The organism is Luteibacter sahnii (assembly GCF_034063545.1).
Lineage (GTDB): Bacteria > Pseudomonadota > Gammaproteobacteria > Xanthomonadales > Rhodanobacteraceae > Luteibacter > Luteibacter sahnii.
This window is the reverse complement of sequence record NZ_JAQLOK010000007.1, coordinates 18,705-36,048: the sequence shown is the minus strand read 5'-3', so window position 1 is coordinate 36,048 and position 17,344 is coordinate 18,705. Positions and strand designations below refer to the sequence as shown.

Sequence of the window (17,344 nt, the reverse complement as noted above, 5' to 3'; positions counted from 1 at the left end):
CTCTTCTGGATTCCCCGTAACGGACACGGAGCTTGGCGACCAGACCGGCGACCGGGAATCAGATCAATCTGAAAGTTCGTGAAGGCCACGCGCGCCGTGATGGCGTTCACACCCGCAGGGTCGGTTCATGCCGGAAAACGGTAGCCCACGCCGGGTTCGGTCTTCAGCCAGCGGGGCACGGCGGGGTCGTCGCCAAGCTTCTGGCGCAGCTTGCCCATCACGATGCGCAGGTAGTGCGTGTCCTGCACGTGGGTGGCGCCCCAGACCTCGCGCAGGATCTGCTGCTGGCTCACCACGCGGCCGGGATGGCGCACGAGCAGCGACAGCACGGCGAACTCCTTGCGGGTGAGCGGCACGGGCTCGCCATCGAGCGACACCTCGCGGCGGGCCAGGTCGACGCTCAGCCGCTCGTCGGCGTAGCGCACCGGGGCGTCGGGCTCGCCGCCGCGGGCGCCCTGGCGCAACAGCACGCGCAAGCGCGCCATGAGCTCCTGGATACCGAACGGCTTGGTGACGTAATCGTTCGCGCCCGCATCGAGCGCCTTCACCTTTTCGCTCTCGGCGTCGCGCACCGAGAGCATCAGCACGGGCACCGCGCTCCATCCGCGGATCTCGCGCAGCACCTCGTGACCCTCGCGATCGGGCAGGCCGATGTCGAGGATCACCACGTCGGGCGACTGGGTGGCGGCCAGACCGAGACCTTCCTCGCCCGTGGCCGCCAGGAGCACCTGGTAGCCCTCGGCGCGCAGGCCGATGTCGAGAAAGCGGCGGATCTGGGCTTCGTCGTCGATCACCAGCACGCGCGGGGCGGTGGATGTCATGGCGTCTCGTCGGGTGGCGGCGGCAGGGGCAGGGAGACTCGAATGGTCGTGCCCCCGCCGACGTTCGGCAAGGCCTCCACGCTGCCGCCGTGCGCGCCGATCATCCCCCGGCAGATCGCCAGGCCCAGGCCGGTGCCCTGCTTGCCGCTGTCGCCACGCGACACCGAATAGAACATGTCGAAGATCCGCGCCCGTTCGTCCTCGGGGATGCCGGGGCCGCGGTCGGCCACGTCGACGAGCAGGCGGCCGGCCTCGGTGCGCACGATGACCCGCACCGCGTCGTGGGGCGGGGAGAAACGCGCCGCGTTCTCCAGGATGTTGAACAGCGCCTGTTCGATGAGCGCCGGGTGCACGTGCAGCAGCACCGTATCGCGCGGCAGGGTGACGTCCACCCGCGTATCGGGAAACAGCTTGCGCATGCGCGAGGTGGCCGCGGCGACGATCTCGCCCGCGTCGACCCAGTCGCGATGCAGCGTGAGCGTGCCGTGGCCCAGGCGCGTCATGTCGAGCAGGTTCTGGATGTAACGGTCCAGGCGCTGCCCTTCGCCGAGGATCGCCTGCAACAGTTCGTGGCGCTCGTCCGCCGGCAGTTGTGTCTCGTAGCTGAGCAGGGTGCCCGCCGAGCCGATCATCGAGGCCAGCGGCGAACGCAGGTCGTGCGACACCGACGACAGCAACGCGTTGCGCAGCCGTTCGGTCTCGCCCTGCACGCGGGCACTTTCCAGGGCATCGGCGAGGCGGGCGCGCTCCAGGGCCTGGCCGATGTCCTGCACCATCGCCAGCGCGAGCCCGCGCCGCTCGACGTCCGGCTCGCGCACCTCCGCCGGAAACCGCAACGCCGCGAGCCCGAGGCGCTGCTGCTCGCTGCCCAGCGGCACCATCCAGAACGAGGCGCCGTTGAGGGTGTCGGTGTGGCGCCCCGCCGGCTCGGCGTGGACTTCGCTCCAGTCGGCGGCCGCGCGATCGGGCGTGGCGAGCGTGAGCCCGGCGGGCACCGAGGCGACCACGGCGAGTTGTCCGGCCGCGTCGCGCGCGAGTACGGCCACCTCCGCGTCGAGGGTGCGGGCCAGCGCACGCGCACCGGCCACGCGGATGGCATCGGCATCGGCGCTGGTCGCCAGCTGTTGACCGAGGGCGATGAGCGCGCGCCCTCGCACCTGCGCCGCGCGCAGCGAGGTCACCTGCCCCGCGAGGCGCGTCGCCAGGCGGCTGCAGACGAGCGCCGCGGCGAGGAACAGCACCACCGCGAGCACGTCGTCGGCGTTGGCGATCGCCAGGGTGTAGCGCGGCGGCGCGAAGAAGAAGTTGTAACCAAGGAAGCACAGCACGGCGGTGTACACCGCCACGGCCATGCGCGTGCGTACCGCGACGGCGAGCACGGCGGTGAGGAAAATCAGGGAGAGGTTGGCCACCGAGAGAAAACGGTCGGCGACGAACGACAGGGCCATCGCGACGACGGTGGCGCCGGTGGCGAAGAGGTAATCGCGCTTGGCGCCGGCCTGCTCGGCCACGCGCAGGCGTCGCCGTGCCCGTGCGCGCTCGGCGGGCGTGGCGACGATGGTCAGTTCCAGGTGCGCGCCACGACGCAGCAACTGCTGGGTGAGCGAATAGCCCAGGCGGCGCGCGATCGGTCGTTCGCGGGTGCGCCCGACGATGATCTGGCCCACGCCTTCACGATCGGCCCAGGCGAGCAGTTCGTCGGCCACCGCGTGGCCGCGCAGGATCACCGACTCGCCCCCGAGCCGCCGGGCCAGGCGCATGGCGGCATCCACGCGCTCGCGGCGTTCGGCGTCGACGCTGCCGCGGTCCACGAACACCACGCTCCATGGCGCACCGCGACGTTCGGCGATGCGCCGGGCGATGCGTACGAGATATTCGCTCTGCGTATGGCCGTCGATGGCGGCCATGCAGCGGCGTCGCACCGGCATCGCGCCGCCGCGGGCGAGCATGTGTTCGCGCAGGTCGCTGTCGACGTGCGCGGCCACGGTTTCCACCGCCAGCTCGCGCAACGCGGCAAGGTTGGTCGGCGAGAAGAAAGCGTCGAGCGCCACCGCCGCCGTTTCCGGTACGTAGACCTTGCCCTGCTTCAGGCGGCCGATCAGCTCGCGCGGCGGCAGGTCGACCAGCACGATGTCGCGCGCGCGGTCGAGGAAGGCGTCGGGCACCGTCTCGCGCACGGCGACGTTGGTGATCCGGCGGACCTGGTCGTTGAGGCTTTCCAGGTGCTGCACGTTAAGCGCGGTGTAGACCTCGATACCCGCGTCGAGCAGCTCGGCGATGTCCTGCCAGCGTCGCGCGTGGCGGCCGCCAGGGAGGTTGGTGTGGGCCAGTTCGTCGACGAGGATCACCGCCGGCTTGCGCGCCAGGGCCGCCTCGAGGTCGAACTCGCGGAAATCGCGGCCGGCGTAGTGCACCGGGCGGGTGGGCAGCACGTCCATGCCTTCGAGCAGGGCGGCGGTTTCCGCGCGGCCGTGGGTCTCGACCAGCCCGACCACGACGTCGATGCCCTGGCGGCGCAGGTCGCGCGCGGCGGAAAGCATCGCGAAGGTCTTGCCCACACCGGGCGCGGCGCCGAGGAAGACTTTCAGGCGCTGTCCGGCGTCATGCGTCACGGCATGGAGCAGCGCGTCGGCGCGGGCATCTCGGGAGTCGTTCATCGGGCTTGCCCAAAGCGTGTCGGCATAGAGATTACAGGTAGGAGCACGCCCTGCGCGCGATGGGGGCTCCATCGCGCGCAGGGCGTGCTCCTACCGGTCAGCGGGAGCGATCCAGCGCGAGGTTCAGCGCCAGCACGTTCACCCGGGGCTCGCCCAGCACGCCAAACTGGCGCCCCTGGGTGTTCGCCGCGACGAGTTCGCGCACCTTGCCCGGGTCCATCCCGCGGGCCCTGGCGACACGGCTCACCTGGAAGTCGGCGGCGGCGGGACTGATCTCGGGGTCCAGGCCGCTGCCGGAGGCCGTCACCAGCTCCACCGGCACCGGCGCGGTGTTGCCCGGGTCGGCCGCGCGCAACGCGGCGATGCGCTGCTTCGCCGCGTCGGCCAGCGCCGGGTTGGTCGGGCCGACGTTGGAGCCGGTGGACGACGCCCCGTTGTACGGGCCCGGCGTGGTCGCCGACGGACGGCCCCAGAAATAGCCCGGTGCGGTGAAGGCCTGGCCAATGAGGGCCGAACCGACCGGCTTGCCGTCGCGTTGCACGAGGCTTCCGGCGGCCTGCTGCGGAAACAGCAGGTTGCCCAGGCCGCCGATGACCGCCGGATACGCGACGCCGACGATGGCCGTCATCAGCAGCAGCATGACGAGTGCCTGGCGAATCAGTTTGATCATGGCTGACACCTCAGTAATGCAGGATGGCGTCGAGCAACGCCGTCGTCTGGTGGTGCGACCGTCCCGCGTCGTAGGCCGCGAAATCGTAGGCGTGCTCGTAGCGCAGTTCCGGACGGATCTCCAGGTCCTGGGTGACCCAGTGCGTCATGCCGATGGTGTGGCTGGAATACCGCGTGGCGAAACCGGTGCGCTGACCTTGCTGGTCGTTGTAGAACTCGTTGCGAATGGACAGCATGTTCGTCGGATTCACCTCGATGTTCAGGTAATTGACGATGCCGAACGCGGAATTGTGTCCCAGCGGGAAATCCGGCGCCTCACCCAAGGGATAACCGGGCACCCCCGTGGGCGCATGCGACTGCGACGGATCGGTCGCGAGCGACTGGTCGCGCACGTAGATGCGATAGGCCTCCGTGAGCATGTGCACGTCAGGCGAGAAACGGTGGCCCCAGGTCAGCACGAATTCCTGGAGGTTGTTATACGTCTGCCGTGAATGGTTGTACGACTCCACGCAGGGATAGAGCATGTCGTTGTTCGACTTGGACACCCAGCGCACGCAAGCCTGCGCGGTCAACCGGCTGGTGTCGTCCCAGACGGCCGAATCGTCGCCGCCGTGCACGCCGAGCTGAAGCGTCCACTGGTCGTTGAGCTTGGTCGTGGTGATCACACCCATGTTGGTGTACGCGTCGACGGTGTAGAGGATCGAATGCGTCAACAGGTAGTTGTTCGGCGAGAACTGCGCCTCGATGTCCGGCAGCGACAGGTAGCGACCGACGGTGACCACCATGCCCTTGGCGACCCAGGGGATGTACAGGTCGACGTAAGCGATCATCGGATCGTTGCCGTAGATCTTGCCGTTGAGCGCGCTGTTGGGGCGCGGATGGTTCAGGAGCTGGTCGCTCGTGACGCCCTTCATGGTCGTGTAGTGGTAGTCGTAACCGTAGAGATCGTCGAAGTGGAAGCCCCAGTCGACGTGATCGGTCTGCACCGTATCCGGCACCCGCTGGATGCGGAACAGGAACTGGTCGAACTCGACGCGATTCGGGCGGGTGGCGTACGACAGCGGGTAATTGGTGTGGTCGGACGAACTGAGGTTCATCGACGGGTTGATCCAGCCATAGGTTTCGATGCGGTTATCCTGCATCCAGTGCCCCAGGCTCGTGCACGACAGCGCCTTCTCCAGCGGATATTGTGCATTCTCGTTGGGCACGCCCACCGGGTATTCGACGCCGCCCAGTTGCCATTCCGCCGAGGGAAACGGCGGCGACGAGAACGGCGAATCCATGCCACGACGTGCGGCGACAGGGGCATCCGGCGACGCCGGCTGCGCGTCTTCGCGATACGCCGCCGCGAGGCGGGAGACAAACCCGCGCGAGCAGTCGCCGCTGGCGGCCACCAGGGCACCACTGGGCGTGTCGGCCAGGTCGGTGGCGGACACGTCCACATGGGCGACCGGGGCGAGTTCGGCCGCAACCGCGCTACCCACCGGGAGCAGGAGCAGCGAGAGGGCGAACGGGAGCATCTTCTTGAACATCATGCGGGTGTACCTGAAAGCGGCCGCGGCGGGCCGTCCTTTTCTTTGGAAAATCGAGGGAGAAGAAGGTAGGACGCCGGTCAGATGCCGGCGTAGCCACCGAGGGCGTACTCGTCGTCGATGCCGGGGGAGGCTACGGCCCGGGGGCGCATCGCGGTGACCGGCGACGGGACCGCCTGCGTGGCCGGCATCGCCTGTTCAGCGTTCACGACATGGACTTCCATGTCGAGGTCCGAACCCTCTTCGACGAAAAGTGTGAGCTTGACGCACTGCATGGGAACACCTCGGGTCAGGCCAGTCCGACCAGGACCAGCAACAGGTCGATGAGCTTGATGCCGATGAACGGCACCACCACGCCGCCCAGTCCGTAGACGAGCAGGTTGCGACGGAGCAGGGCGGCCGCGCCGAGCGCGCGGTAAGCCACGCCCTTCAACGCCAGCGGAATCAGGAAAATGATGATCAGCGCGTTGAAGATCACCGCGGACAGAATCGCGCTCTGCGGCGTCGCCAGGTGCATCACGTTGAGCGTGTTCAGCGCCGGGTAGGTGCTGGCGAACGCCGCGGGGATGATCGCGAAATACTTGGCGATGTCGTTGGCGATGGAGAACGTGGTCAGCGCGCCGCGGGTGATGAGCATCTGCTTGCCGATGCCCACCACCTCGATCAGCTTGGTCGGGTTGGAATCCAGGTCGACCATGTTGCCGGCTTCCTTCGCCGCCTGCGTGCCGCTGTTCATCGCCACGGCGACGTCCGCCTGGGCGAGCGCCGGCGCGTCGTTGGTGCCGTCGCCACACATCGCCACCAGCCGGTTTTCGGCCTGTATGTCGCGGATGAGCTTCAGCTTGGCTTCGGGCGTGGCTTCGGCGAGGAAATCGTCCACGCCGGCCTCGGCCGCGATCGCCGCCGCGGTGAGCGGGTTGTCGCCGGTGATCATCACCGTGCGGATGCCCATGCGGCGCATCTCGGCGAAGCGCTCCTTGATGCCATCCTTGACGATGTCCTTCAGCTCGACGACACCGAGCGTCAGCGCACCGTCGACCACCACCAGCGGCGTGGCGCCGCGGCGGGCCACGTCTTCGGCCATGCGCTTGACCAGCGGCGGCATGTGGCTGTCCTGCGAATCGAGGTAGCGCTCCACGGCATCCATCGCGCCCTTGCGGATGTGCCGCGTACCGACGTCCACGCCGCTCATGCGCGTCTGCGCGGTGAACGGGACGAACACGGCGCGACGGTCGTCGCCGCGGCGGCTTTCCCCACCGAACGCCTTCGACGCGAGTACCACGATGCTGCGGCCTTCCGGCGTCTCGTCGGCGCGCGAGGCCAGTTCGGCGGCTTCGGCCAGTTCACGCTCTTCGATACCTGGTGCGGGATGGAAGGCTACGGCCTGGCGGTTGCCCAGGGTGATGGTGCCGGTCTTGTCCAGCAGCAGCACGTCGACGTCACCCGCCGCCTCCACCGCGCGGCCCGAGGTGGCGATGACGTTGGCGCGGATCATGCGATCCATGCCGGCGATGCCAATGGCCGAAAGCAGGGCACCGATGGTCGTCGGGATCAGGCATACCAGCAGCGCGATGAGCACCGTCAGGGTGATCGGGTTGCCGGAGCCCGCGGCCTGCACGCTGTAGATCGAATACGGCAGCAGCGTGGCGCAGGCGAGCAGGAAGATCAGGGTGAACTTCGCCAGCAGGATGGTCAACGCGATCTCGTTCGGCGTCTTGCGCCGCGAGGCACCTTCCACCATCGAGATCATCCGGTCGAGGAAGCTCTCGCCCGGGTTGCTGGTGATGCGCACCACGAGCCAGTCGGAAAGCACGCGGGTACCGCCGGTGACCGCGCTGCGGTCGCCACCGGACTCACGGATCACCGGCGCGGATTCGCCGGTGATCGCGCTTTCGTCGACGCTGGCGGCACCGACCACCACCTCGCCGTCACCCGGCACGATGTCGCCCGCCTCGACCAGCACAAAGTGACCCGCGCGCAGCTCGCTCGACGGCGTGAACACCACGGCGGCGTCGCGATCGGCCGAGGGCAGCTTCTTCGCCGCGACATCACGGCGCGAACCGCGCAGGGCGTCGGCCTGGGCCTTGCCGCGGCCTTCGGCGAGGGCTTCGGCGAAGTTGGCGAACAACAGGGTGAACCACAGCCACAGGCTGACCCAGAAGATGAACGTCGTGGGTGCCTCGCCGTGGCCGGTGAGGGCCTGCACCCAGAGCAGCGTGGTGAGCACGCTGCACACGAAGACGACGAACATCACCGGATTGCGGAACTGCAGCCGCGGCGAGAGCTTGACGAAGGCGTCGCGCAGGGCGCGGGTCACCAGCGCGCGGTCGAAGCCGCGCGGGGTTTGGGCATGGGTGGTCATGGATCAGTGCCCCGAAATGGACATCAGCTGTTCGGCGATCGGTCCTAGGGCCAGCGCCGGGAGGAAGGTGAGCGCGCCGACGACGATGACGACGCAGGCGAGCAGGGTGACAAACAACGGCGTGTGCGTGGGCAGCGTGCCCGCCGACGGCGGCACGTGGCGCTTCGCCGCGAGCGAACCGGCCATGGCGAGCATGGCGATGGCCAGCGGGAACCGCGCCAGGAACATGCAGATGCCGAGCAGCACATTCCAGAACGGCGTGTTGGCCGAGAGTCCGCCGAACGCGCTGCCGTTGTTGTTGGCGGCCGAACTCACGGCGTAGAGCATCTCGCTGAAGCCGTGGGCGCCGGGGTTGGCGACACCCGCCACGCCGGCCGGCGACATCACGGCGACGGCCGTGCCGATCACCACCAGCGCGCAGGGAATGAGTACGGCCAGGCTCGCCATCTTCATCTCGTGCGCCTCGATCTTCTTGCCGAGGTATTCCGGCGTCCGTCCCACCATGAGCCCGGCGATGAATACCGCCACCACGGCGAAGGCGAGCATGCCGTAAAGGCCCGAGCCCACGCCGCCGAAGATCACCTCGCCCAGTTGCATCAGCCACATCGGCACGAGGCCGCCCAGCGGCGTGAGCGAGTCGTGCATCGCGTTGACCGCGCCGCACGAGGCCGCCGTGGTGATCGCGGCGAACAGGCCGGACGAGGCGATGCCGAAGCGGGTTTCCTTGCCTTCCATGTTGCCGCCGCTCTGCAGCGCCGACGCCTGGGCGTCGACGGCCAGGCCGTGCAGCGCCGGGTTGCCGGCCTGCTCGGCGGCGACGAGGCCGACGGTGAGAGGCAGGAAAATGAGCAGCATGGTGGCCAGGATCGCCCAGCCCTGGCGGCGGTCGCCGACCATGCTGCCGAAGGTGTAGCAAAGCGCCGCCGGGATGACGAAGATCGAGAGCATCTCGATGAAGTTGGAGAACGGCGTCGGGTTCTCGAACGGGTGCGCCGAGTTGGCGTTGAAGAAGCCGCCGCCGTTGGTGCCGAGCATCTTGATCGCGATCTGCGACGCGGCCGGCCCCATCGGCAGGGTCTGCGTGCCCTGCTGCACCGTGGCGACGTCGAGGTAGGCCGACACGTTCTGCACCACGCCCTGGGACACCAGCAGCAAGGCGACCACGAGCGAAAGCGGCAGCAGCACGTAGAGCGTGGCCCGGGTCATGTCGACCCAGAAATTGCCGACCGCGTCGGCGCCGCGACGCACGAAGCCGCGCACCAGGGCCACCAGCACGGCGATACCAGTGGCGGCCGAGAGGAAGTTCTGCACCGCCAGGCCGGTGGCCTGGGTGAAGTAACTCATGGTCGATTCGCCACCGTAGGCCTGCCAGTTCGTGTTGCTGGCGAAGCTGATGGCGGTGTTCATCGCCAGGCCCGGCTCCACGGCACCGAAGTGCTGCGGATTCAGCGGCAACCACTGTTGGGTACGCTGCAGGAGGTAAACCAGGGCCAGGCCGGCCACGTTGAACGCCAGCATGGCGATGGCGTAGCGCTTCCAGCCCATGTCCTCGTCGGCGCGGACGCCGGCCAGGCGGTAGAGCAGGCCTTCGGCGCGGGCGCCGAAACGGGTGACGCGATTGGGTGTCTCGGCGAACACCAGGGCCATGTAGGCCCCCAGGGGTTTGACGGTAACCAGGAGCACGGCGACGAACAGGCCGATCTGGAAGAAGTCGTTCGCGGTCATTCGAACCACTCCGGCTTGAGCAGGGCCACGCACAGGTAGCCCGCGAGCGCCACGGCGATCACCGTGGCCACGGTATAAATTAAAGTCATGGCAGTGTCCTCAGCGACGACCCAGACGGTCGCAGATCATGAGGAAGCCGATCGTCACGGCGGTGAGCACGACGACGAGTAGGACGTACAGGAATTCCACGGGTGCGGTCCGTCGGGGATAACGGCGCGTATTTTTCGATGTCGTGGATATTTACGGCGTATCGCAGGGAAAGGCCGGCCGTAACGTTTGCGTAAATTTTCCAGCGCAAGGGCGCCGGCCCGCCTTGGCGCGGGCCGGCGAACGGGCGGTCAGCGGCGCTCCAGCCGCTCCCGGAAGAGATCGTCGATACGGCGGTATTCGTCGTACCAGGAGTCCGGGTGCACGAAGCCATGCCGCTCCATCGGGTAGAGCGACATCCAGAAATTCGTCTTGTGCAGTTCGATGAAGCGCTGGTACAGGCGGATCGAATCGCTGGCCAGCACGTTGTCGTCGATGAGGCCGTGTTCGATCAGCAGGGGATCGGCCAGCGCCTGGGCATAACGGATCGGCGAACTGGTGGCGTACGCCTCCGGGTCGAGCTGGGGGTCGTTGAGGATGTTCGAGGTGTAATCGTGGTTGTAGCTGGTCCAGTCGCTGACCGGGCGCAGGGCCGCGCCGGCGGCGAACTCGCCCGGCGCGCGCAGCAGGGCCATCAGGGTCATGAAGCCGCCGTAGCTGCCGCCGTAGATGCCTACGCGCCGCGGGTCCACGCCATGTTGCGTCACCAGCCAGGCTTTGCCGTCGAGCAGGTCTTCCAGCTCGGGGTGGCCCATGTTCCGGTAGATCGCCGTGCGCCAATCGCGGCCGTAGCCCTTGGACGCGCGGTAGTCCATGTCGAGCACCACGTAACCGCGCTCCACCAGCAGGTTGTGGAACATCTGCTCGCGGAAATACGCGGGGTAGGAGAGGTGCACGTTCTGCAGGTAACCCGCGCCGTGCACGAACAGCACGGCGGGACGGCCGGCGGCGTCACCGCGGGCGTAGAGCTTGGCGTAGATCGTGCCGGCGCCGTGGCTGGACGGGATGGCGACGATACGCGGCGCGATCCATTCGCGCGCCTTGTAGGCCGGCTTGCGGGTGTCGGTGAGATCGTGGGCGCCGTCGCCGTCGCTGCCGATCACGGCCAGCTGCGGCGGCACGTACGGCGACGAGTGCAGCACGGCCAGCGCCCGGCCGTCGGGCGAGAGGGTGAAATCGTCCATCCCTTCATAACGGGTGACGCGCGCGAGCTCGCCGCCAGAGGATGGCACACGGTACACGTCGTAGCTGTACGGAGCCACCTTGTTGCTGCGCACGAAGAACGTGCTGCCGTCGGGCGAGAGCACCGGGTGGTCGACCTCGAAGCGGCCGCGTGTCAGGGCTTTCGCGCTACCGTCGAGGGGGCGTGCGTAGAGCTGCGAGAAGCCGCTTTCCTCGCTGAGGTACCAGAGCGTGCGGTTATCGTGCAGCCAGCCGAAGTCGTTGTCGTCCCAGTTGATCCAGGCCGGGTCGGTCAGGCGATGACGGCTCACCAGCACGTGGCGGTCCATGTCCACCGTGGCGATCCAGCGATCCTTGTTGTCGATCGCACGCAACTGCACGGCCACATTGGCGCCGTCGTCGCTCCACACGATGCCCGGGCTGTATTCACCGTTGACGATCACCGGGCGCTTCTTCGGCGCGGCGAGCGCATCGGCCTGATCGGCCTTGCCTGCCTTGCGCAGGGCGGCCACGGTCCGCGCGCGGATCGCGGCGAGCGGATCGTCGCCGATGCCGGGCAGGGTCGAGGTGTCGAGGTCGAAGCTCAGGTGCCGGCGCAGGTCGAGCAGGCGCAGCGACTGCGGCGCCGGGTCGTTGCGGCCGACGTAGGGGCGGGTCGCCTCGGTTTCCGCATAGCCGGAGTCGGTCACGTAATGGGTAAGGTCGGCGACCTTGCCGACATCGGCGTCCCGGGCCTGCGTGACCACCAGCATCCAGTGGGCGTCGGGCGAGAGGGAGGTGTCCACCACCGTGACGTTCTTGCCCAGGTAGAACGGCTCCGGCGCACGGCCCGCGTCGGCCGCCGCCAGCGCGTCGGCATCGGCGCGCATCGCGTCCTGGTCGGCACGCAGTTGGCGCAGGGTCGTGAACAGTTGCTGCTGGTCGTCCTTGAGGTCGTCGTCCTTGCGCACCTTCGGATCGTCTTCGGCCTTCAGCAGGGCCGCCGGAGCGGCGGCGCCGCCGGCGACGTTCCACACCGACCAGTCGTTGCCGCTGCGGTAGGTAAGCCAGCGCCCGTCAAGCGAAAACCGCGGGTCGCGCTCGGTCGCGGTGCTGCGGGTGACCTGCACGGTGGCGCCGCTGGCGAGGTCGCGCACGAAGACGTCGCCATGGCGCAGGAACGCGGCATGACGATGCGCCCGGTCGAACACCGGCGACGAGCCGTCCGCGGCCGCCACCGCGCCCGGGTCCAGCCGCTCGGGGGTACCGCCCCCCGCGCTGACGCGGTAGAGGTCGCGCACGGGGCTGCCATCGCGCTTGAGCGAGTAGTAGACCGCATGGCCGTCGACGCTCCAGTAAGGCGTTTCCACCGCGGCCCCGATCCAGTCGGGATCGGCCATGATCGTTTCCATGTCCAGCGGCGGGGCGGCGATGGCCGGCGCGGCGGCCAGGGCGGTAAGAAGAACAGCGGCGAGTACGCGCATCCAGGGCATTCCGCGAACGACAAAGGGGTGAGGATAGCGGGAATCGCTGGTGCGATCGGCTGCCGGCGGATGACGTGTCGACCTCGCACGGTCACGTCACGGCCTCGCTCGCACGAACCCGGCCTGAGGGGTTCGCGGATACGATCCGCTCCCACAGGGGCGCGGCGCCGTTCGCATGCGTCGACCGGAGGGTATGGGCGATGCGTGCACTCCCGTGCCCGTTACTGGCGGCAGGGGTGCCGAAGGTCATGGCTTTGTTAGGCTCTGGCTTTCGTTCCCAAGGACACGCCATGCGCGCCATCGTTCCGCGCCTGCTCGCCGCCAGCCTGCTCATCGCCTGCACGGCGCATGCCACCGACGGTCCGCCGCCGACGCCCCGGCACGACGTGTCGGACACGCTCGCCGGCACGAGGGTGAACGATCCGTACCGGTGGCTGGAAAACCCGGACGCGCCCGGCGTCACGCAGTGGATCGACGCGCAGAACGCCTATACCGAAGCCACCATCGGCAAGATGCCCCTGGCGAAGGATCTGAGCGCACGCATCCGCGAACTGGCCATCACCTCCACCACGCGCTCGTCCCCCACGCTGGCCGGCGGCACCCTGTTCTACTTCGAAAACACGCCGCCCCAGCCCCAGCCGGTGCTGGTCGCCAAGGCCTGGCCCGACGGCCCCGTGCGCACGCTGGTCGACCTCAACCAGGGGGACGGCAACACCGCCATCACCGAATACTGGCCTTCGCCCAGCGGGCGCTACCTCGCCTACGGCACGGCCGAAGGCGGCAGCGAACTGACCACCATCCACGTGCTCGACACCACCACGGGCAAGCCGCTTCCCGACCAGCTGGCCTGGGCCGGCGGCGGCACCACGCCGCAGGCGCTTGCCTGGGACGCCGACGAAAAGGGCGTCACCTATGCCCGCTTCGCGACCCCCACGCGGGACACCCCCCTGCGTGAGTTCGACGCCTACCTGGCCCACCACGCGCTGGGCCAGCCGCAGTCGAAGGACACCGTGGTCTTCGGCAAGGGATACTCCGACATCGCCGAGTACATCCTGCACACCGGCAACGGTGGAAAGACCACCGCGCTGCTCGCCAACGAAGGCGACGGCGGCCCCGCCGAGGTGTTCCTGCGCAGCGGCGACGGTCCCTTCCGCAAGGTGCTTGGCCACGACGCCGACGTGCGCTCGGCCGAGTGGGTCGGTGACCGGCTGTTCGTCGTGACGTTCGCCGGCGCACCGCGCGGGAAGCTGGTCGCGTTCGACGCCAAGGGCACGCGCAGCGACGTGTTGCCCGAGGGCGACGGCGCGATCCAGCATGTCACCGCGCTCGGCGACGGCTTTCTCGTGGTGCGCAGCGCCGGCCCCGACTGGTGGGCCGACCAGTACGACGGCAAGGCGGGCTTCGTGCGTCGCGTGCCGCTGCCGCGCACGGGCATCGTCATCGGCGGCGTCGCCGCCGAGAAGGGCCAGGCCAAGGCGCTCATCACCTATACCGGCTGGACGGTGCCCACCCACTGGGCCGAGTACGACGGCGACACCGGCTCGCTCAAGACCGTGTTCGAGGTGAAACCCGCGGCGGATTACTCGAAGGTGCGTGTCACACGGATCGACGGTACCTCGAAAGACGGCACCCGTATTCCCGTCACCGTCATCTCGATGGATGGCGTCACCCCGAACGGACGACGCCCGACCATCCTGTACAGCTATGGCGGTTTCGACATACCGGTGACGCCGTCGTTCATCGGCCCGAACCTCGCATGGATCGAACGCGGCGGCGTGCTCGCCTATGCCAACCTGCGCGGCGGCAACGAGTACGGCGAGGCATGGCATGCGCAGGGCCAGAAAACGCACAAACAAAACGTCTTCGACGACTTCTACGCGGCCTCGCAGGCGCTGATCGACCACCGGTGGACCGACACGCGGCACCTGGGCATCCTCGGTGGCAGCAACGGCGGCCTGCTGATGGGTGCCTCCCTCGTGCAGCATCCGCAGCAATTTCGCGCCGTCGTCGCGATGGTCGGCATCTATGACCTGCCGCGCCACGAAACCGCGTTCGCGAACGGTCCGTACAACCGCAGCGAATACGGTTCGGTGAACGACCCGGCCATCGCGAAGGCCATGCTTGCCTACTCGCCGCTCTACAACGTCAAGCCAGGCACGGCGTACCCGGCCGTGCTGCTCACCACCGGCGCGAACGATCCCCGCGTCGCGCCGTGGCAGTCGCGCAAGTTCGCCGCCGCCCTGCAGAGCGCCACCACCTCGGGGTATCCCGTGCTGCTGCTGACCCGCATGAACGCCGGTCATGGCATCGGCGCCCCCTTCAGCCAGCGGGTGGGCAACGCGGCGCTGTCGATGACCTTCTTCGCCACCGAACTCGGGCTGGGCCAGTGATCGGCCTCGACTGAGCATCCCAAGGAACGCCCGCCATGGCCTCTCTCGGCGCCATCACCTTCCTGGTCCACGACTACGACGAGGCCATCGCCTTCTTCACCCGTGCGCTGCGCTTCGACCTGATCGAGGACGTGCCGCAGGGGGACGGCAAGCGCTGGGTCACCGTCGCACCCCGCGGCCCGCAAGCAGGCGCACGCCTCCTGCTGGCGAGGGCGGCCAACGACACCCAGCGCGCGCACGTGGGCCAGCAAGGCGGCGGACGCGTGTTCCTGTTTCTGCACACCGACGACTTCGCCGCCGACCACGCGCACATGCTCGCGCACGGCGTGCATTTCCGCGAGGCACCCCGCCACGAGCCCTACGGTACGGTGGCCGTCTTCGACGATCTCTATGGCAACGGTTGGGACCTGATCCAGGCGAGGAAAACATCGTGAGCGTACCGGACCTCTTCACCCTGCCCGCGTTCGTGGCCTACCTCGGCCTGGGCCTGGTCTATTTCGTGGCGTTCGTGATCAGCTACATCTGGATCACGCCGCAACGGGAGATGGCTCTGATTCGCGAGGGCAACCTCGCCGCGGCCATCAGCCTCGGCGGCGCGGCCATCGGCTTCGTGCTGCCCTTGGCGAGCGCCATCGCGCACAGCGTCAGCCTCGTCGATCTCGCCCTGTGGGGCGGGGTGGCGTGGGCGGTGCAACTGCTCACGCATCTGGCGCTGCGTCTGCTGGTGCGCGACCTGCTTGGCCGGATCGAAGCCGACGTGCGTTCGGTGGCCGTCTTCGTCGCGGTGATCGCCGCCTGCGTCGGCGCGATCAACGCCGCCGCCATGACGTACTGAGGGGCTCGCGATGGACAAGGACGACAAGCGACTCTCCCGCAACGATCCAGGCGGCGCGCGGCCCGACGCCCGTTTCAACCTGCCCACGGGTTACCGGCACCCGTCGTTCTCGCCGGGATCCCCGTCACCGGCACGCGGCAAGCGCATGCGCTCGGCCGCCGTTGCCGTGGGCGTCATCGGCCTGTTTGGTTACCTCGTGTGGCCGGACACCGACGTGCAGCGCAACAGCTACGCCAGCAAGGAAGACTGCGAGCACGATTACGCCACGGGGCAATGTACCTATGCGCCGTCCACTGGCGGCAGCGGCGTGGGATATACCGGCTATCACTACTACGGACCGTGGTATCGCAGCGATTGGCGCTCGAACCCGATGAAGGGCGATCCCGGTCCGGGGCGGACCTTCGCGAGCGGCGCGACCACGGGCGGCGTCAACAGCCGGGGGCCGACCGGATTCGACTTCGGTTCGCGCGGCGGCTTCGGCTCGACCGGCCGCGTGTCGGCGAGGGGCAGTTGATGCGCCGTGAGGCCATCGCGCCGCGCCCGAACTGGGAGCGCGAGGTCGAGGCGCTCGGTTTCGGCTTCCACACCCTCGACGGCCGGCCCTACTGGCGCGAAGACGCCTGCTATGTGTTCGACGCGGCGGCGATCGACGCCGTGGAGGCCGCTACCGCCGAGGTGCATGCGCTGTGCCTGGAGGCGGTCGATCGCATCGTGCGGGCAGGTCGCTACGAGGACCTCGGCATCGACGCCCGGGCCGCCCATCTCGTCGAACGCAGTTGGTGGAACCGCGATCCCGCGCTCTACGGACGGATGGACCTCTCCTGGGACGGCACCTCGCCACCGAAGCTGCTCGAATACAACGCGGACACGCCCACCTCGCTGTTCGAGGCGTCGGTGGTGCAGTGGTACTGGCTCGAGGCGTGCTACCCGGGCGACGACCAGTTCAACGCGATCCACGAACAGCTGGTCGAGCGCTGGCGTCTCGTCGGCGGTGGCCAACGCGTGCATTTCGCCGCGTGCTACGACAACCCCGAAGACGGCACCACCACCGACTACCTGCTCGATACCTGCATGCAGGCCGGTCATGACGTGCAGGCGCTCGACATCGAGGAGATCGGCTGGTCCGGCCGCGATTTCATCGACCTCGCCGATCGCCCGATCGACCGCCTGTTCAAGCTCTACCCTTGGGAATGGCTGCTCGCCGAGCCGTTCGCCGCGCATCTTCCCGGTGCGGGCACGCGCTGGGTCGAACCGCCATGGAAGATGCTGCTCTCGAACAAGGCCATCCTTCCCCTATTGTGGGAGTTCTTCCCCGGGCACCCGAACCTGCTGCCGGCCAGCCGGCGCCGCGAGGACATCGACGGCGCTGCCGTGGCGAAGCCGTATTGGGGACGCGAAGGCGAGGGCATCGCCATCCTCGATGCGCGCCAGGGGGCCGTGCTGGCACCGCAGCGCATCTACCAGGCCCTCGCGCCGCTGCCGGTGTTCGACGGTCGACATGCCCTCGTCGGTTCGTGGGTCGTCGGCGACACGCCGGCGGGCATCGGCATGCGCGAAGACGACGACCGCATCACCCGCAACACGAGCTGCTTCGTGCCGCACCGGTTCCGCTAGGATGGCA

Annotated in this window: 14 protein-coding genes; 5 read left to right on the top strand and 9 right to left on the bottom strand. The window is 68.5% G+C overall.

Translation table 11 applies throughout. The features are described 5' to 3' along the window. Positions 1-125 precede the first annotated feature (125 nt). From PI246_RS15695 to PI246_RS15655, 9 genes are all read right to left on the bottom strand, one after another. On the bottom strand, positions 126-821 hold the full coding sequence (locus PI246_RS15695) for a response regulator (protein ID WP_320552256.1): 696 nt from the start codon (positions 819-821) through the stop codon (positions 126-128). After that, a complete protein-coding gene (locus tag PI246_RS15690; RefSeq protein ID WP_320552255.1) occupies positions 818-3,478 on the bottom strand; it encodes a sensor histidine kinase KdpD in 2,661 nt (886 codons plus the stop codon). Before PI246_RS15690 ends, PI246_RS15695 begins: the two co-directional genes overlap by 4 nt. A gap of 97 nt (positions 3,479-3,575) precedes the next feature. Beyond that, on the bottom strand, positions 3,576-4,148 hold the full coding sequence (kdpC, locus tag PI246_RS15685) for a potassium-transporting ATPase subunit KdpC (protein WP_320552254.1): 573 nt from the start codon (positions 4,146-4,148) through the stop codon (positions 3,576-3,578). Positions 4,149-4,158: 10 nt separating this feature from the next. Beyond that, entirely contained in the window at positions 4,159-5,682 is a 1,524-nt protein-coding gene (locus PI246_RS15680; RefSeq protein ID WP_407069827.1) for an outer membrane beta-barrel protein, read from the bottom strand. Positions 5,683-5,759: 77 nt separating this feature from the next. Further along, complete coding sequence (locus PI246_RS15675) at positions 5,760-5,954, bottom strand: hypothetical protein (RefSeq protein WP_320552253.1); 195 nt, start codon at positions 5,952-5,954, stop codon at positions 5,760-5,762. Positions 5,955-5,968: 14 nt separating this feature from the next. Then, positions 5,969-8,041: a potassium-transporting ATPase subunit KdpB gene (kdpB, locus tag PI246_RS15670; RefSeq protein ID WP_320552252.1), complete on the bottom strand. Its 2,073-nt coding sequence runs from the start codon at positions 8,039-8,041 to the stop codon at positions 5,969-5,971. 3 nt (positions 8,042-8,044) lie between these two features. Continuing rightward, a complete protein-coding gene (gene kdpA, locus PI246_RS15665) occupies positions 8,045-9,766 on the bottom strand; it encodes a potassium-transporting ATPase subunit KdpA (RefSeq protein WP_320552251.1) in 1,722 nt (573 codons plus the stop codon). After that, positions 9,763-9,855, bottom strand: coding sequence for a K(+)-transporting ATPase subunit F (gene kdpF / locus PI246_RS15660; RefSeq protein ID WP_320552250.1), 93 nt, complete (start codon positions 9,853-9,855; stop codon positions 9,763-9,765). Before kdpF ends, kdpA begins: the two co-directional genes overlap by 4 nt. 249 nt (positions 9,856-10,104) lie before the next feature. Continuing rightward, complete coding sequence (locus PI246_RS15655; protein ID WP_320552249.1) at positions 10,105-12,498, bottom strand: S9 family peptidase; 2,394 nt, start codon at positions 12,496-12,498, stop codon at positions 10,105-10,107. A 290-nt stretch (positions 12,499-12,788) separates the two neighbouring features. On the opposite strand from PI246_RS15655, the gene PI246_RS15650 reads away from it, so the two are divergent. Genes PI246_RS15650 through PI246_RS15630 form a run of 5 tightly spaced genes read left to right on the top strand, consistent with a single transcriptional unit; the run spans position 12,789 to position 17,337 of the window. Beyond that, the gene (locus tag PI246_RS15650; RefSeq protein WP_320552248.1) at positions 12,789-14,888 is read left to right on the top strand and encodes a prolyl oligopeptidase family serine peptidase; all 2,100 of its coding nucleotides are present in this window, start codon (positions 12,789-12,791) and stop codon (positions 14,886-14,888) included. Between the two features lie 35 nt (positions 14,889-14,923). Continuing rightward, positions 14,924-15,322: a VOC family protein gene (locus PI246_RS15645; RefSeq protein WP_320552247.1), complete on the top strand. Its 399-nt coding sequence runs from the start codon at positions 14,924-14,926 to the stop codon at positions 15,320-15,322. Continuing rightward, positions 15,319-15,723, top strand: coding sequence for a DUF350 domain-containing protein (locus PI246_RS15640; RefSeq protein WP_320552246.1), 405 nt, complete (start codon positions 15,319-15,321; stop codon positions 15,721-15,723). Before PI246_RS15645 ends, PI246_RS15640 begins: the two co-directional genes overlap by 4 nt. A gap of 10 nt (positions 15,724-15,733) precedes the next feature. After that, positions 15,734-16,237 (top strand): hypothetical protein, encoded by a 504-nt coding sequence (locus tag PI246_RS15635; protein WP_320552245.1) that lies wholly within the window; start codon positions 15,734-15,736, stop codon positions 16,235-16,237. Then, positions 16,237-17,337, top strand: a complete 1,101-nt coding sequence (locus tag PI246_RS15630; protein ID WP_320552244.1) for a glutathionylspermidine synthase family protein — start codon at positions 16,237-16,239, stop codon at positions 17,335-17,337. The genes PI246_RS15635 and PI246_RS15630 overlap by 1 nt, the downstream gene beginning before the upstream one ends. The last annotated feature ends 7 nt before the right edge of the window (positions 17,338-17,344 follow it).

What these genes read in the sequence shown, in the direction of transcription:
- PI246_RS15690 (WP_320552255.1), bottom strand. Translation starts at nt 3,478, where the DNA reads ATGAACGACTCCCGAGATGCCCGCGCCGACGCGCTGCTCCATGCCGTG.
- PI246_RS15635 (WP_320552245.1), top strand. Translation starts at nt 15,734, where the DNA reads ATGGACAAGGACGACAAGCGACTCTCCCGCAACGATCCAGGCGGCGCG.
- PI246_RS15695 (WP_320552256.1), bottom strand. Translation starts at nt 821, where the DNA reads ATGACATCCACCGCCCCGCGCGTGCTGGTGATCGACGACGAAGCCCAG.
- PI246_RS15630 (WP_320552244.1), top strand. Translation starts at nt 16,237, where the DNA reads ATGCGCCGTGAGGCCATCGCGCCGCGCCCGAACTGGGAGCGCGAGGTC.
- PI246_RS15645 (WP_320552247.1), top strand. Translation starts at nt 14,924, where the DNA reads ATGGCCTCTCTCGGCGCCATCACCTTCCTGGTCCACGACTACGACGAG.
- kdpC (WP_320552254.1), bottom strand. Translation starts at nt 4,148, where the DNA reads ATGATCAAACTGATTCGCCAGGCACTCGTCATGCTGCTGCTGATGACG.
- PI246_RS15680 (WP_407069827.1), bottom strand. Translation starts at nt 5,682, where the DNA reads ATGATGTTCAAGAAGATGCTCCCGTTCGCCCTCTCGCTGCTCCTGCTC.
- kdpB (WP_320552252.1), bottom strand. Translation starts at nt 8,041, where the DNA reads ATGACCACCCATGCCCAAACCCCGCGCGGCTTCGACCGCGCGCTGGTG.
- kdpA (WP_320552251.1), bottom strand. Translation starts at nt 9,766, where the DNA reads ATGACCGCGAACGACTTCTTCCAGATCGGCCTGTTCGTCGCCGTGCTC.
- PI246_RS15650 (WP_320552248.1), top strand. Translation starts at nt 12,789, where the DNA reads ATGCGCGCCATCGTTCCGCGCCTGCTCGCCGCCAGCCTGCTCATCGCC.
- PI246_RS15655 (WP_320552249.1), bottom strand. Translation starts at nt 12,498, where the DNA reads ATGCGCGTACTCGCCGCTGTTCTTCTTACCGCCCTGGCCGCCGCGCCG.
- kdpF (WP_320552250.1), bottom strand. Translation starts at nt 9,855, where the DNA reads ATGACTTTAATTTATACCGTGGCCACGGTGATCGCCGTGGCGCTCGCG.
- PI246_RS15675 (WP_320552253.1), bottom strand. Translation starts at nt 5,954, where the DNA reads ATGCAGTGCGTCAAGCTCACACTTTTCGTCGAAGAGGGTTCGGACCTC.